Annotated in this window: 13 protein-coding genes; 9 read left to right on the top strand and 4 right to left on the bottom strand. The window is 61.1% G+C overall.

What is annotated here, in order from left to right; translation table 11 throughout:
* Positions 1-31: 31 nt before the first annotated feature.
* Genes E5J99_RS17030 through argB form a run of 4 tightly spaced genes read right to left on the bottom strand, consistent with a single transcriptional unit; the run spans position 32 to position 3,764 of the window.
* Positions 32-556: an acyl-CoA thioesterase gene (locus tag E5J99_RS17030; RefSeq protein ID WP_135499023.1), complete on the bottom strand. Its 525-nt coding sequence runs from the start codon at positions 554-556 to the stop codon at positions 32-34.
* 58 nt (positions 557-614) lie between these two features.
* Positions 615-1,919, bottom strand: a complete 1,305-nt coding sequence (gene argH, locus E5J99_RS17025; protein WP_135499022.1) for an argininosuccinate lyase — start codon at positions 1,917-1,919, stop codon at positions 615-617.
* Positions 1,903-2,994, bottom strand: a complete 1,092-nt coding sequence (locus E5J99_RS17020; protein ID WP_135499021.1) for a M20 family metallo-hydrolase — start codon at positions 2,992-2,994, stop codon at positions 1,903-1,905. Before E5J99_RS17020 ends, argH begins: the two co-directional genes overlap by 17 nt.
* Positions 2,982-3,764 carry an acetylglutamate kinase gene (argB, locus tag E5J99_RS17015; protein ID WP_135499020.1) on the bottom strand — a complete coding sequence of 261 codons (783 nt, stop codon included), beginning with the start codon at positions 3,762-3,764 and terminating at the stop codon, positions 2,982-2,984. Before argB ends, E5J99_RS17020 begins: the two co-directional genes overlap by 13 nt.
* 593 nt (positions 3,765-4,357) lie before the next feature.
* On the opposite strand from argB, the gene E5J99_RS17010 reads away from it, so the two are divergent.
* The 9 genes from E5J99_RS17010 to carA all read left to right on the top strand — a co-directional run bounded on the left by E5J99_RS17010 (position 4,358) and on the right by carA (position 14,735).
* Positions 4,358-4,927 carry a GNAT family N-acetyltransferase gene (locus E5J99_RS17010; protein ID WP_135499019.1) on the top strand — a complete coding sequence of 190 codons (570 nt, stop codon included), beginning with the start codon at positions 4,358-4,360 and terminating at the stop codon, positions 4,925-4,927.
* 131 nt (positions 4,928-5,058) lie between these two features.
* Positions 5,059-6,270 (top strand): argininosuccinate synthase, encoded by a 1,212-nt coding sequence (gene argG / locus E5J99_RS17005; RefSeq protein ID WP_135499018.1) that lies wholly within the window; start codon positions 5,059-5,061, stop codon positions 6,268-6,270.
* Positions 6,271-6,285: 15 nt separating this feature from the next.
* Positions 6,286-7,320, top strand: a complete 1,035-nt coding sequence (argC, locus tag E5J99_RS17000) for an N-acetyl-gamma-glutamyl-phosphate reductase (protein ID WP_135499017.1) — start codon at positions 6,286-6,288, stop codon at positions 7,318-7,320.
* 164 nt (positions 7,321-7,484) lie between these two features.
* Entirely contained in the window at positions 7,485-8,660 is a 1,176-nt protein-coding gene (locus E5J99_RS16995; protein WP_135499016.1) for an aspartate aminotransferase family protein, read from the top strand.
* A 568-nt stretch (positions 8,661-9,228) separates the two neighbouring features.
* Positions 9,229-10,212 (top strand): aspartate carbamoyltransferase catalytic subunit, encoded by a 984-nt coding sequence (locus E5J99_RS16990; protein ID WP_135499015.1) that lies wholly within the window; start codon positions 9,229-9,231, stop codon positions 10,210-10,212.
* A gap of 97 nt (positions 10,213-10,309) precedes the next feature.
* Positions 10,310-11,587 carry a dihydroorotase gene (locus E5J99_RS16985; RefSeq protein WP_135499014.1) on the top strand — a complete coding sequence of 426 codons (1,278 nt, stop codon included), beginning with the start codon at positions 10,310-10,312 and terminating at the stop codon, positions 11,585-11,587.
* Positions 11,588-11,725: 138 nt separating this feature from the next.
* The gene (gene purE, locus E5J99_RS16980) at positions 11,726-12,253 is read left to right on the top strand and encodes a 5-(carboxyamino)imidazole ribonucleotide mutase (protein ID WP_135499013.1); all 528 of its coding nucleotides are present in this window, start codon (positions 11,726-11,728) and stop codon (positions 12,251-12,253) included.
* Positions 12,250-13,500 (top strand): 5-(carboxyamino)imidazole ribonucleotide synthase, encoded by a 1,251-nt coding sequence (locus E5J99_RS16975; RefSeq protein WP_210114474.1) that lies wholly within the window; start codon positions 12,250-12,252, stop codon positions 13,498-13,500. The genes purE and E5J99_RS16975 overlap by 4 nt, the downstream gene beginning before the upstream one ends.
* A gap of 149 nt (positions 13,501-13,649) precedes the next feature.
* Complete coding sequence (gene carA / locus E5J99_RS16970; protein WP_135499012.1) at positions 13,650-14,735, top strand: glutamine-hydrolyzing carbamoyl-phosphate synthase small subunit; 1,086 nt, start codon at positions 13,650-13,652, stop codon at positions 14,733-14,735.
* The last annotated feature ends 32 nt before the right edge of the window (positions 14,736-14,767 follow it).

The following is a 14,767-nucleotide window of genomic DNA, read 5'->3' as shown; positions in this document are numbered from 1 at the left end:
AAGCAGGGTTCGGCTGTCTGCTGGCAACCCCTCAGGCTGCCCGTAGGTCGCGCATGCTTTGGCTCCAGGCTTGCACCCACTGCGGCAGCTCGGGTGATATTTCCGACTCGCCGGCGTGCCGGAGCACCTCGGCGGGGTCGGCGGTGCCGCCTTTGCGTTTCACGAAGCGCAGACTCACGACCGCCGTGGCAATTACCTGGTCGCCCCGAATGAACTGCTGCTGCAAATAAAGGAGCCGATGGTCCCAGCCCAGGGCACGGGTTTCGATTTCAAACGTCTGAAATGGCTCCAGGGAGCGGCTAAACTGTATCGTTTCGGCCACCACTACCGCCATTGGGGCAAAGTTCCGGAGCTTGGCCAAGAGCCCCGAGCGCAGCAATAGGTCCATGCGGCCCAGGTCGCAGAGCGTCAGATACTGGCCGTTGTTGAGGTGGCGCAACACGTCCAGATCGGTGGGCCACACCCGAAACCGGGTGCGGCAGGGGCCCAGCACGGCTACTTTGGGCTGAAAACGGGCCGTGAGTAGCAGCCAGAGCAAGCGGAAATAAAGCTTCATACGTGAAATAAAAAATATTCCGGCGGCCTCGCGCGCCTGTCGGCAACTTGCCGTTTGGCTACTGGCCCAGCACCCAGCCGGCTTGACGAAGGCGCTCCACTTTCTGTTGAATCTCAGCCAGGCCCAGGTTGTGCACGCTGCCCAGGTGGGTGGTATGAAACTCGCGGTGGGGCACGTAGGAGCCGTCTTCCACGGCCTGCCCCACGGCCTTGTACGCCGTGCGGAACGGGGTGCCGGTCTGGATGAGCTGGTTGATATTTTCCACCGAAAATACCGCGTCGTACTTGGGCTGGTTCAGCAGGTCGGGCTTGATGCTGAGCTGGGGCAGGGCAAAGAGCAGCATGTCCAGAATATCGAGAAACTGCGTGAGCGGCTCGAAGAGCAGCTCCTTCAGAAGCTGAAAGTCGCGGTGGTAGCCGCTGGGTAGGTTGCTGGTGGCCAGTATGATGGTGTTGGGCAGCGCTTGCAGCGTGTTGCAGCGCGCCCGAATCAGCTCGAATACGTCCGGGTTCTTCTTGTGGGGCATAATGCTGGAGCCGGTAGTAAAGGCAGCTGGCAGCTCCACGAAGGCCATGTCCTGGGAGTTGTACAGCACCAGATCGTAGGCCATTTTGGCCAGCGTGCCAGCGGCCCCGGCCAGAGCGAAAGCCACGGTTTTCTCGGTTTTACCCCGCAGCATCTGAGCCCCTACGCTGCTCACGGCCAGGCTGCCAAAGCCCATTTCGCGGGTCGTCATCTGCCGATCAATGGGGAAGGAGCTGCCGAAGCCGGCGCCCGAGCCCAGCGGGTTCTGGTCGGCCACGGTGTGGGCGGCTTCAAACAAAGCCAGGTCGAGCAGCAGATGCTCGGCGTAGGCCGAAAACCAGAGCCCGAATGAGCTGGGCATAGCCGCCTGAAAGTGGGTGTAGCCCGGCATCAGGTCGGTTTTGTGGGCCTCGGCTTTTTCCAGCAGCACCTGCGTCAGGGCCAGCATTTTGGTGGCCGCACGCCGGGTGTAGTCTTTCAAAAACAGCTGGATAGCCGTCAGCACCTGGTCGTTGCGGGAGCGGGCGGTGTGGATTTTCTTGCCCGCGTCGCCAAATTTTTCCGTGAGGTAGGCCTCGATTTTGGAATGCACATCCTCGAAGCTCTCGTCGATAGTGAACGTGCCGGCCTCCAGCTGGGCCGCTAGCTCGGCCAGACCCTGCTGGAGCTGCGCGTTTTCGGCCGCCGAAAGTAGGCCGGCCTGGGCCAGCATGTTGGCCTGGGCTTTGGAGGCCCGCACGTCGAACTGCGCCAGGTACAGATCCAGCTCCCGGTCTTTGCCGACGGTGAAGCGCTCAATTTTCTTGTCAACCGCAATGCCCTTATCCCAGATTTTCATACTCTTCAAAACGAAAGCCTTCCAGCAGTTCTATGTATCCTTTTATGCCCGCCCGCACCTCGCTGAGCAGAATGTATTCGTCGGGGGTGTGAGAGCGGGCCGAGTCGCCGGGGCCCATCTTCACGGTGTCGAAGGGCATCATGCTCTGGTCGGAAAGCGTGGCCGACCCAAACGCAGTGTGGCCCAGGGCTGCTGCTTTTCGCACTATCGGATGCGCCGGCGCAATGCGCGACGAGTTCAGGTGCGTGGAGCGCGGCACGACGTCGGCTTGTACGTGCTGTTGCACCATCTGCACCACGGCTTCATTCGAATAAAACTCATTCGTGCGCACGTCGACCACAAACTGGCACCGGTCGGGCACCACGTTGTGCTGGGAGCCAGCTAGTATTTGGGTCACCGTCATTTTTACCGGCCCCAGCAGCGCCGAAACCTCGGGAAATTGATAGTGCCGCAGCCACTCAATATCGGTCATGGCTTTGTATAAGGCATTTTCGCCCTCGTCGCGGGCGGCGTGGCCGGTGCGGCCGTGGGCCACGCAGTCGAGCACCACCAGGCCCTTTTCGGCAATAGCGAGGCCCATCTGCGTCGGCTCGCCCACGATGCCGAGGGCAATGGTGGGCAGCAGCGGCAGCAACCGGCGGATGCCATCCGCGCCCGATACTTCCTCCTCCGCCGTAATGGCGCAGATCAGGTTGTAGGGCAGGTCGGGGCGCGTGTGGAAATACAGAAACGTGGCCAGCAAACTTACCGCCGCCGCGCCCGCGTCGTTGCTGCCCAGGCCCGTGAGCTTGTCTCCTTCCACGGTTCCGCCGAACGGGTCAGCAGTCCACGTCGTGCCGGGCTTCACGGTGTCGTGGTGGGAGTTGAGCAGGATGGTGGGCTTGGCCGGATTAAAGTAGCGACTCACAGCCCAAACGTTGTTTTTGTCGCGCCGGGTCAGTGCGCCGCGCAGGGCCAGAAACCGGAAAATAAGGTCCGCCGTCTGGTCTTCTTCCCGCGAGAAAGAAGGCGTCTGAATCAGCTCCGCCAGCAGCTGAATGGCGTCGTCGGCCAGCGTTTCGATTAGCTCCGGCATAGCACAGTCTTCACGGGTTCGTTGATGCGCAGCGCGCTTTCAATCACCACTTTTTCCACCCCGGCGGCCAGGGCCGCAAAGGCATTATCCAGCTTGGGCACCATGCCGGCAGCAATGGCCCCGCTGGCTTTCAGCGTGTGGTACACTTCCGGCGTTATCTGCGCTAGTACCGATTGCTCGTCGTGCACGTCGGCCAGCACGCCGTCTTTTTCGAAGCAGAAGTGCAGCTCTACCGCATACGCTCCGGCCAAGGCCCGGGCCAGGGCGCTGGCAATGGTGTCGGCGTTGGTGTTGAGCAGCTGGCCCTGCCCATCGTGGGTGATGGCGCAGAATACGGGCATGATGCCCGCCTGGAGCAGTTGGTGCAGCAGCGCGGTATTCACGCTCTGCTCGCTCAAATCACCGACGAAACCGTAGTCGATAGCCTGCACCGGGCGTTTGGTAGCCCGAATGCTGTTGCCGTCGGCCCCGCTGAGGCCCAGCGCGTTAATGCCGCGCTGCTGCAATAGGGCCACAATCTGCTTGTTGGTTTTGCCGGCGTAGAACATCGTGACAATATCCAGCGTGGCCGCGTCGGTGATGCGGCGGCCCTGCACCAGTTGGGGTTCGAGGCCTAGCCGCTGTAGCATCTGGCTGGCTCCTTTGCCACCGCCGTGCACCAGCAGCGTGCGGCCCGGCACCCGCGCCAGCTCGCTCAGGAACCGGCCGAGCTGGTCGGGGTCGTCGAGGATGCCACCGCCGATTTTGAAAATTTTCAGGACTTCACGCATGCGGATAGGGGAAGGAGAAATGAGGCAGTACGGCCCCGGAAACGTCGGAATGCCGGCTTAGCTGGTGTAATGCATGGTCGGGCACTGGTGCGCGGCCAACCTTTTTTCGTGGCGGAGCGGCAAAGTTTCCGAAAAAAAACATCTAGTTTTGCAACGATTTAGCGGTTTAAACGATTTAAAGCGCGAAACACTCCCACGCCGCCCCTGCGGCACCCGTCATGATTCGTCTCTCCTCTATTGCGCTTTTGCGACGACCGGTCCTGGTCGTGCGAATAATGCCAGCTTAGGTGCTGGCTGCAATACTTCGCCGGTTCTTTCGATAACCCGGCGCGGGGCCGTTAGCTACTACGGCCCCACTGAAGAGAACTTGTACGAATAACTGACCCAAGTCCGAGTGTAATTCCTTCGTGTGACTTTTTCCGGCCCGGTGCCGGAATGCCCCGCTCCCCGGCCTGATCCGCCAAGCCCGCTTTTTTCTGGGTTTCCCTCCCCAAAACCGGCACTCGCGCCGGTTGCCGCGCTGCTGCGCTTCCCCTGCTTTCGTCTTTCCGAGTCTGCTGCCACACGCTAAGGCAGCCAACCGAGCTTTGACCATGATTTTACGAGTCGCCCAGGCTGCCGATGCGCAGCACGTGGACACCCTGTGCCAGTGGTACGCCGAATCGGCCCGAGTACGGGGCGTCGGTATTGCCAAGCGTGATCCTAACTACTTGAAGAAGAAGATGGAGCGCGGCGATGCTGTCATTGCCTTCGTGGCCGATCAGCTGGCGGGCTTCTGCTACATCGAAACCTTTGAGGACAATAAGTTCGTCGTCAATTCGGGGCTGATTGTGAACACCGAGCTACGCCAGGAAGGCCTGGGCCGCGCCATCAAGCACCGCGTGTTTGAGCTCTCGCGCACCAAGTATCCGGCGGCCAAAATCTTCGGTATCACCACCAGCGGGCCGGTGATGAAGATCAACAGCGAGCTGGGCTACCGGCCCGTCACTTTCACCGAGCTCACCCAAAGCGACGATTTCTGGAAGGGCTGCGCGGGCTGCAAAAACTACCCGATTCTGCAGGAAAACCAGCGCAAAATGTGCCTCTGCACCGGCATGGTCTACGACAAGCTCGAAGACCAGTTCAGCCAGCACACCATTGAAATCCTAAGCCAGGAACGGTAAAGGCAAAAGCATTGGTCATGCTGAGCTTGTCGAAGCATCTCGCGTGCTGACGTCCGGATTACCATTGCAACCTCAGCACGCGAGATTCCTCGGCTTCGCTCGGAATGACGTTCTAATATTATCCTCAACCCATGAAAAAGGTAGTTTTAGCTTACAGCGGCGGTCTGGATACGTCCTACTGCGTGGTGTACCTGACCCGGGAGCTGGGTCTGGAAGTGCACACGGTCATCGTCAACTCCGGCGGCTTTTCCGAGGAGGAGTTGGCCGCCATCGAGAAGCGGGCCTACGAGCTGGGCTCCTCGAAGCACGAGGTAATCGACGTGACGCAGCGCTTTTACCAGGACTGCCTGCGCTACCTCATTTTCGGCAATGTGCTCAAGAACGACACCTACCCGCTGAGTGTCAGCGCCGAGCGCATGTTCCAGAGCCTGGCCCTGGCCGAGTATGCCCGGGAGCACAAGGCCGACTACATTGCCCACGGCAGCACTGGCGCCGGCAACGACCAGGTACGTTTCGACGTGGCTTTCTCGGTGATTTCGCCCGATACCGAAATCATCACGCCGATTCGTGATTTGAAACTGAGCCGCCAGGCCGAAATCGACTTTCTCAACCAGCACGGCTTCGAGATGAGCTGGGAAAAGGCCAAATATTCCATCAACAAGGGCATCTGGGGCACCAGCGTGGGCGGCGTCGAAACGTTGACTTCGGATAAAGCCTTGCCCGAATCGGCGTACCCGACGCAGCTCAGCACCACCGAGCCGACAACTATCGAAATCACCTTCGAGCAGGGCGAGCCAGTGGCGCTCAATGGCCAATCGATGGACCCGGTGGCGCTGATTCAGGCGCTGAACGAGCTGGCCGGCCAGTACGCTATTGGCCGCGACACGCATGTAGGCGACACGATTCTGGGCATTAAGGGCCGCGTGGGCTTCGAGGCGCCCGCCCCGCTGATTCTGCTCAAGGCCCACCACCTGCTGGAAAAACACACCTCTAGCCGGTGGCAGCTGCTGCACAAGGACTACATCGCCAACTGGTACGGCACGCTGCTGCACGAGGCCCAGTACCTCGACCCAGTGATGCGCGACTTCGAGGCGTTTCTGACGTCGTCGCAGGAGCGGGTGTCGGGCAAGGTGTTCGTGACGCTGAAGCCGTATCAATTTGAATTGCAAGGCATCGAGTCGCCGTATGACATGATGCGCTCCAAAGTGGCTACCTACGGCGAGGAAAACGACGCCTGGGACGGCCGCGACGCCAAGGGTTTCATCAAGATTTTCAGCAACCAGCTGCGCATTCATTCTTCGTTTAACCCCTCCCCAACCCCTCCCCAAAAGGGAGGGGCTTAATATACCTTCTCAAGTATGGCTGCAAACGTAGATACGTCTGGTACCCCTCCCTTTTGGGGAGGGGCCGGGGGAGGGGTTAAAGCCGGCATCGTCGGCGGCGCGGGCTACACGGCCGGCGAGCTGATTCGCATTCTGCTGCATCACGAGTTCGTGGAGCTGGGTGGCATCGTCAGCTCTTCCAACGCAGGTAACCCGGTGCACCAGGTGCACGACGACTTGGTGGGCGAAACCGACTTGGTGTTTGCTTCGGAGCTGGCCGGCGACGAGGACGTGGTGTTTCTATGCCTGGGCCACGGCAATTCCAAAGCCTGGCTGCACAAAAACGCCCTGCCCGAAACCACGCACATCATCGACCTGAGCAACGATTTCCGCCTGACGGCCGATGCTGAGTTTGAAGGCCGTGAGTTCATCTACGGCCTGCCGGAGCTGAACAAAAGCCGCATCCGGCAGGCCCAGAGCATTGCCAATCCCGGCTGCTTTGCCACGGCCATTCAGCTGGCGCTGCTGCCGCTGGCGCAGGCCGGCAAGCTTACCGACGACATCCACGTGTCGGCCATCACCGGCTCGACCGGCGCGGGCCAGAGCTTGTCGGAAACGGTGCATTTCTCGTGGCGCACCAACAATGTGTCCATCTACAAGCCCTTCACGCATCAGCACCTCGGCGAAATCGGCGAGAGTCTGGCGCAGCTACAGCCGCAATCCGCGGCGGAAATTCACTTCATTCCCTACCGCGGCAATTTCGCGCGGGGTATTTTCGCCAGCGTCTACACGCCCTCGGATTTGACGCAGGACGAGGCGCGGGAGCTGTACCGGAATTTCTACGCCGCCGCGCCATTCACCACGGTTTCGGACCAGAAAATTCATTTGAAGCAGGTGGTGAGTACCAACAAATGCCTGCTGCACGTGCAGAAACAGGGCAAGCAATTATTAATTACCTCGGTAATTGATAATCTGGTGAAAGGCGCATCGGGCCAGGCGGTGCAGAATATGAATCTGTTGTTTGGCTTGCCGGAAACGACGGGGTTGAATTTGAAAGCTGGGTTGTTCTAGACCCATTAGAACGTCATTCCGAGCGCAGCGCAGCGAAGTCGAGGAACCTCGCGTGCTGACGTCCGGGTTACCATTGCAACATCAGCACGCGAGATTCCTCGGCTGCGCTCGGAATGACGTTCTTTTCCCGAGTTCTAAGCTCTAACATCTAATCTCTATTTCACATGGAGCTTTTCAACGTTTACCCACTCGTCAACATCACGCCCGTGCGCGCACTCGGCGCGAAACTTTGGGACGATAAGGGCCAGGAGTACCTGGATTTCTACGGCGGCCACGCCGTGATTTCCATCGGCCACAGCCACCCGCACTACGTGCAGCGCCTGACGGAGCAGCTGCAAAACATCGGCTTCTACTCCAACTCGGTGCAGATTCCGATTCAGACGGAGCTGGCGCACAAGCTGGGCCAGGTATCGGGCTACGAGGATTACGCGCTGTTTCTGTGCAACTCGGGGGCCGAGGCCAACGAGAATGCGCTGAAGCTGGCCTCCTTCCACACCGGTAAAACCCGCGTGGTGGCGTTCAAAGGCGCGTTTCACGGCCGCACCTCGGGCGCAGTAGCGGCTACCGACAACCCGAAAATCGTGGCGCCCTTCAACGCGGGCCACGCCGTGACTTTCGTGGAGTACGACCTGGAGGCGGTGCTGGCCGTCCTGCACGGCGGCGACGTATGCGCCGTTATCGTGGAGCCGATTCAGGGCGTGGGCGGTATCATTATGCCTTCCGACGAGTTTATGCGTCACCTGGCGCTGTTCTGCTGGGCTAATGATGTGCTGCTGATTGCCGATGAGGTGCAGAGCGGCTACGGCCGCAGCGGCAAGTTTTTCGCCCACCAGCACACCGGCATCCGGCCCGATATCATTTCTGTGGCCAAGGGCATGGGCAACGGCTTCCCCATCGGCGGCATCCTGATTTCGCCCCGCCTACAAGCCTCCTACGGCCTGCTGGGCACCACTTTCGGCGGCAACCACCTGGCCTGCGCCGCCGCCCTGGCCGTGCTCGAAGTAGTCGAAGACGAAAACCTGCTGGCCCACGCCACCGAGCTCGGTGGCTACCTGCGCACGGAGCTGCTGGCCCACGCCGGGGCCGCAGAAATTCGCGGCCGGGGCCTGATGGTTGGCATCAAATACGACTTCCCCATCAAGGAAATCCGCGACAAGCTGCTCACCGACCACCACATTTTCGTGGGCAACGCCTCGGACCCCACGGTGCTGCGGCTACTGCCGCCGCTGAATATCACGAAGGCGGAGGTTGACCGGTTTTTGGGGGCGCTGTACCGGCTCGTCTCACCCCCCGGCCCCCTCTGCGAAAAAGAAGAGGAGGAACCAGCGCTAAAAAAGTAGCTCCAGCGTCTTTTCACTGCCTCGCTTTTCCTCTGATAACCAGTGCTGAGATCTGGCAGCTAGTCCCCCCTCTCCGCCCGGAGAGGGGGCCAGGGGGGAAACATACGACAGAATGACCCGTCCCCAACAGATTAAGTACCCTGCTAGGTGGAATAACCCGGAGGACCGCGCAGATCTGCCCGGCCGCCGCCGGATTGCCGAAACACGGGTGGGGGGTATACCGCAGAAAAAGTACAGCACTTAGCCAGACAGGATAACAGGACAAGTTGAGGAAGGCGGCGCGAAAAAAATAACGTCGCCGGTATGTTGCCGAACGTAACAATACCGTAGCTTTGCAGCATGCTTCAAGCAAACAATTTGTTGATGAAGCGCGGAACCTTGCTCGATGAGGAACCGCGGGTGGACCTAAAGGTCTTCGATACCATCAGTTTTCCTGATTTTACCTCTGACGCTTTCGTTGTTTTTTCTGGGTATTGCCCCGCCACCGTTTCGGAATCCGAAACGGTTTTTTTATGCCCATTGAGTCCGTCAGCTCCCACCCCGCAATTCACTTTTTCTTACCTCCAGTATGGCCCGTAAAGATTTGCTCGACATTGCATCCCTGCAGCGTGAGGAAATCGAGCTTTTGCTCGACCAGTCCACTGCCTTCAAGAAGCTGCTCACCAGCTCAGGGAAAAAGGTGCCCGTCCTGGAGGGCAAGTCGGTGCTCATGCTATTCTACGAGCCCAGCACCCGCACGCATTCTTCCTTCGAGGTGGCCGCCAAACGCCTCTCCGCCGAGGTAACGAATTTCAACGTGGCGCACTCCTCCATCACCAAGGGCGAGTCGGTGCGTGAAACGGTCGAGACGCTCCAGGCCATGCGCACCGACTACCTCATCGTCCGGCATAGCCGGTCGGGCCTGCCCGGCCTGATTGCTCGCCAAACCAAGGCGGCGGTCATCAATGCCGGCGACGGGGCGCACGAGCACCCGACCCAGGCCCTGCTGGATGCCTTCACCATTAAGGAAAAATTTTCCGACCCCCGGGGCAAGAAAGTCCTCATCATCGGGGATGTGCTCCACTCCCGCGTGGCGCGCTCTACCAGCACGCTGCTGCAAAAGCTGGGCGTTGAGGTTGCCTTCCTCGGGCCGGGGTCGTTGGTGCCCAAGTATGGCCCGGCTACCATCTGCCGCTTCACCAACTATCAGCAAGCCATGGCGTGGGCGCCTGATGTCGTGTACCTGCTCCGCGTGCAGATGGAACGCCAGGACGTGCAGTTTTTTCCCAGCCTTCGGGAGTACCACCGCATCTATGGCATCACCAACACCCGCCTGGAGGAAATCCGCCAGCGCGGCCTCTACATCATGCACCCCGGCCCCGTAAACCGGGGCGTGGAGCTCTGTGATGCCGTGATGGACTATGAGCGCAGTCTGATCAACAACCAGGCTGAAAACGGCATTGCTGTGCGGATGGCTGTGCTCGACTGGCTCACGCCGGGGGGCGACTTGCCGAAGCCGGAACCGGCGTATGCCACCCGGTATGGGGCTGCCTCAACGCTGGTTATGACTTGAGGGCCGCCAGTAGCGGCTGGTTCCGCCCGTATTTTTTTATCTCCAACCGTCAGAATCTCCTTTCCACCCCTTGCCCGTTTACAGCCCTTCTCCCCCCATGCTCCTGCTTCAAAACACCCGCATCGCCTCCGAAAACTCACCTGTGCTTGTCGAAGGCGATGTGCTGATTGTCGAAGGAATAATTCAGCAAATTGGTAACAATTTGGCCATTCCCGAGGGTGCCCGTGTCATCGACGCGCGCGGCCGGATTCTGATGCCGGCCATGTTTGATGCCCACGTGCATTTCCGCGCCCCGGGCTTTGAGAACAAGGAAACCATTACCACGGGTAGCGAAGCGGCCATCAACGGCGGCGTGACCGGCGTGGTGATGATGCCCAACACCCGCCCGGCCATCGACTCGGCGGCAGTGGTATCAACCGTGCTGGAAAGCGCCAAACGCAAGTCCCGCATTCCGGTGTACACCTCCGGCTGCGTCACCAAGGACCGGGAGGGCAAGGAACTGGCCGAAATCGACGGGATGCGCCTCCTCGGGGTGACCATGCTGACCGACGACGGAGATACCACCGGCGACCCGGCAGTGCTGCTGCGGGCCATGCAGTATGCCACCGAGTTCGGCATGTTCTTCGCCAGCCACTGCGAGGTGCCGGAGCTGGCCGGGCCGCGCGCCCTGAACGAAGGCGTGATGAGCTACCGGCTCGGCATCAAGGGCTCGCCGGCTTGCGCAGAGGAAATCATCATCGACCGCGACATCCGCCTGGCCCACGCGGCGGGCGCGCACGTGCACATCCAGCACGTTTCCAGCAAGCTCGGGATGGAAACCATCCGCTGGTGGAAATCCCGCGGCGATGTGAAGGTGACGGCCGAAGTGGCCCCGCACCACCTGATGTTCACCGACGAGCACATCGGCGACTACGACACGAACTATAAAATGAACCCGCCGCTGCGGACGCAGGCGGATTGTGATGCGCTGCTGGCGGGGCTCATCGAAGGCGTATTCGACCTTATTGCCACGGACCATGCGCCGCACACGCCGTTTGAAAAATCACAGGATTTCATCAGCGCGCCCAATGGCATCACCGGCTTGGATACGGCGCTGGTGTCGCTCCATCACTACTTCGTCCGGCCCGGAAAATTCGGGTGGGACCTGGTGGTGAAACGCTATTCGGCGGAGCCGCGCCGCCTGATGGGCCTGCCGGTAGCCGCCATCGAAGTCGGCCAAAAAGCCGAGTGCCTCTTGTTCGATACCGAAGCGGAAACAACCTTCACGCGGGAGTTCATGAAATCCAAATCCCAGAACACGCCCTTCCTCGACCAGACGTTGCAAGGCCGGGTGGACCTGGTAATTTTAGGCACGGAAATTCTGCTGGAGCGCTGATGGTTAAGTGTTTTGATGAAATTGGTTTTACAAAAAGGCGGTCATGCTGAGCTTGTCGAAGCATCTCTACCGCAATGCTAAGTACCACTGCGGTAGAGATGCTTCGGCAAGCTCAGCATGACGACCAAATATTTTTCAATGAGTACCCTCCCCACATCAGAAACCCCCAGCGCCGCCCCGGATAAGCCCCTGGTTGGCGTGGTCATGGGCTCCAGCAGCGACTGGGACACCATGCAGCATGCCGTGCAGATGCTCGCGCACTTTGGCGTGGCCCACGAAGCGCGCGTGGTGTCGGCCCACCGCATGCCCGACGACTTGTTTGCCTACGCCGAACAAGCCGGCCCGCGCGGCTTGCAGGCCATCATTGCCGGCGCGGGTGGGGCCGCCCACCTGCCGGGCATGATGGCCGCCAAAACCACGCTGCCCGTGCTGGGGGTGCCGGTGGCCAGTCGCCATTTGCAGGGGGTGGACTCGCTGCACAGCATCGTGCAAATGCCCAAAGGAGTGCCCGTGGCCACGTTTGCCATTGGCAATGCCGGGGCGGCCAATGCCGCGCTGTTCGCGGTCAGCATGCTGGCCCTGCATGACGCGGGCCTGGCTACCAAGCTGCAGGCGTTTCGCGCCGAACAAACCGAAGCCGCTCGCGCCATGACGCTGCCGCTATGAGCGCCGGTATTCACGTTGCCGCGATGACCCCGGTTTTGCCGGGCAGTGCGGATGCCGCGGGCCAGCCGGCCACTTTGGGGGTGATGGGTGGCGGCCAGCTGGGCCGCATGTTTGTGCATGCCGCCCAGCGCCTGGGTTACTTCACCGCCGTGCTGGACCCTGACGCGCAAAGCCCCGCCGGGCGGGTGAGCCACCACCACATCCAGACCGCCTACGACGACCCGGCCGGGCTGGCGCAGCTGGCCGGCCTGTGCCAGGCCATCACCACCGAGTTTGAAAACGTGCCCGCCCAGGCCCTGCAAGCGCTGGCGCGGACCCGACCCGTGGCGCCGGGCGCGGCCGTGGTGGGCATTGCCCAAAACCGCATCGCGGAAAAAGCCCACTTCGCGTCCTGCGCCGACAGGTCGGGGGTGAGCTGCGGGCCCTATGCGGTGATTGAAACGCTGGCCCAGCTGCAGGCCGTCCAGGCCGACCGGGCGGATTTGCTGCCCGGCATTCTGAAAACCGCGCGCCTGGGCTACGACGGCAAGGGCCAGGTCCGCGTCAGGACCGCTGTTGAGCTGGCCGCCGCCTGGGCGGAGTTGGGCGGCGGCGCCTGCGTGCTGGAAAAGCTGCTGCCGCTCACCGCCGAGTGCTCGGTGCTGGTGGCGCGCGGCTGGGACGGGCGGGTCGTCAGCTTCGCGCCGCAGCGCAACGTGCACGTCGATGGCATTTTGGCCGTGACCCACGCTTACGAAGGAAATATGCCGCCAGCCCTGGCAAAGAGTGCCCGCGACGCTACTGTTTCGATAGCGCATCACATTGGCTACGTCGGGGTGCTGTGCGTCGAGTTTTTTGTGGTAGACGACGGCAGTGAGCACGGCGGCCTGGTTGTCAACGAGATGGCCCCGCGCCCGCACAACAGCGGCCACTACACCCTGGACGCCTGTGACGTGTCGCAGTTTGACCTGCAGGTCCGTGCCCTGGCGGGCTTGCCCTTGCCGCCGCCGCGCCAGCACTCCCCGGCCATCATGCTCAACCTGCTGGGCGATGGGTGGTTTGACGCCAGCGGTCAACCGCGTGAGCCGGACTGGCCCGCCGTGCTGAGCCTGCCGGGCACGCACCTGCACCTGTACGGCAAGTCGCCCGCGCGCCCAGGCCGTAAGATGGGTCACCTCACCATCACCGGCCCGGACGTTGCCAGTGTCAAAACCGTGGCGCGCCGCGCCGCTGGCCTGCTCGGCTTGCCGGGGCTGGACGGCATATAGAGGCCGTTTGTGTTAGAAAAAATTCACATTAAACGAGCGGTCATGCTGAGCTTGTCGAAGCATCTCTACCGCTTCGGCTGAGCCATTCAACGAAGCGGTAGAGATGCTTCGACAAGCTCAGCATGACGTTCTTCCTGCATTCATCCATCATGACCAAAACAGTAACCCTAACCCTCGAAGACGGCACCTCCATTTCCGGCGAATCCTTCGGCGCCTTCACCTCCGCCGCCGGCGAGGTCGTGTTCAGCACGGCCATGACGGGCTACCCCGAAAACCTCACCGACCCGTCCTTCGCCGGCCAGATTCTGGTGCTCACCACCCCCATGGTGGGTAACTACGGCGTGCCCGGCGAAGAGCTCTACGAGTCGATTTCCAGGATTTTCGAGTCCGACAAAATTCACATTGCCGGGCTGGTCGTCAATTATTACTCCGAGGAGCACAGCCACTGGAACGCCGCCAAAAGCCTTGGCGACTGGCTGAAGGAGTACAACATCCCCGGCATCTGCGGCGTCGATACCCGGATGCTCACCAAGAAGCTGCGCGAGAAAGGCGCGATGCTGGGCAAAATCGTGGCCGGGGACGACGTGCCCTTCCACGACCCCAACCTCGACAACCTGGTGGCGCAGGTGAGCCCGGCCGGCATCCGGCACTACGGCAGCGGCCAGCACAAAATCGTGCTCGTGGACTGCGGCACCAAAACCAACATCATCCGCTGCTTCCTGGAGCGCGATGTGGAGCTGATTCGCGTGCCCTGGGACTACGATTTCACGACCCTGGCCTACGACGGCCTGTTCCTGAGCAACGGCCCCGGCGACCCCAAAATGTGCGAAGCCACCATCCGGCACCTGCAAAAGGCCCTGGCCCAGGACAAGCCCATTTTCGGTATCTGCCTGGGCAGCCAGCTCATGGGCCTGGCGGCGGGCGGCGACACGTTCAAGCTCAAATACGGCCACCGCAGCCACAACCAGCCCGTGAAGCTCACCGGCACCCAGCGCTGCTACATCACCAGCCAGAACCACGGCTTCGCAGTGGACACCGAAACGCTACCCGCCGAGTGGCAGATGCTGTTCGAGAACCTGAACGACGGCACCTGCGAAGGCATCAAGCACACGTCCAAGCCGTTTTTCTCCACCCAGTTTCACCCCGAAGCCGCCGGCGGCCCGGAGGATACGGAGTTTCTGTTTGATGATTTTTTGGCGGCCGTGGTGGAGTATAAGCAGGGCCAGACAGCCTAACGAAACGCCTCATCCCCCGGCCCCTTCTCCGA

Origin of the sequence: Hymenobacter elongatus (genome assembly GCF_004745955.1) — a bacterium.
GTDB lineage: Bacteria > Bacteroidota > Bacteroidia > Cytophagales > Hymenobacteraceae > Hymenobacter > Hymenobacter elongatus.
Note: the sequence above shows the minus strand (reverse complement) of the source record. Positions and strands in the feature narration are given on the sequence as shown.

Excerpts from the sequence above, each read along its gene's own strand:
- argB (WP_135499020.1), bottom strand. The coding sequence starts at position 3,764 with ATGCGTGAAGTCCTGAAAATTTTCAAAATCGGCGGTGGCATCCTCGAC.
- E5J99_RS16985 (WP_135499014.1), top strand. The coding sequence starts at position 10,310 with ATGCTCCTGCTTCAAAACACCCGCATCGCCTCCGAAAACTCACCTGTG.
- E5J99_RS16995 (WP_135499016.1), top strand. The coding sequence starts at position 7,485 with ATGGAGCTTTTCAACGTTTACCCACTCGTCAACATCACGCCCGTGCGC.
- E5J99_RS17030 (WP_135499023.1), bottom strand. The coding sequence starts at position 556 with ATGAAGCTTTATTTCCGCTTGCTCTGGCTGCTACTCACGGCCCGTTTT.
- E5J99_RS17020 (WP_135499021.1), bottom strand. The coding sequence starts at position 2,994 with ATGCCGGAGCTAATCGAAACGCTGGCCGACGACGCCATTCAGCTGCTG.
- E5J99_RS16975 (WP_210114474.1), top strand. The coding sequence starts at position 12,250 with ATGAGCGCCGGTATTCACGTTGCCGCGATGACCCCGGTTTTGCCGGGC.
- argG (WP_135499018.1), top strand. The coding sequence starts at position 5,059 with ATGAAAAAGGTAGTTTTAGCTTACAGCGGCGGTCTGGATACGTCCTAC.
- argH (WP_135499022.1), bottom strand. The coding sequence starts at position 1,919 with ATGAAAATCTGGGATAAGGGCATTGCGGTTGACAAGAAAATTGAGCGC.
- carA (WP_135499012.1), top strand. The coding sequence starts at position 13,650 with ATGACCAAAACAGTAACCCTAACCCTCGAAGACGGCACCTCCATTTCC.
- argC (WP_135499017.1), top strand. The coding sequence starts at position 6,286 with ATGGCTGCAAACGTAGATACGTCTGGTACCCCTCCCTTTTGGGGAGGG.
- E5J99_RS16990 (WP_135499015.1), top strand. The coding sequence starts at position 9,229 with ATGGCCCGTAAAGATTTGCTCGACATTGCATCCCTGCAGCGTGAGGAA.
- E5J99_RS17010 (WP_135499019.1), top strand. The coding sequence starts at position 4,358 with ATGATTTTACGAGTCGCCCAGGCTGCCGATGCGCAGCACGTGGACACC.
- purE (WP_135499013.1), top strand. The coding sequence starts at position 11,726 with ATGAGTACCCTCCCCACATCAGAAACCCCCAGCGCCGCCCCGGATAAG.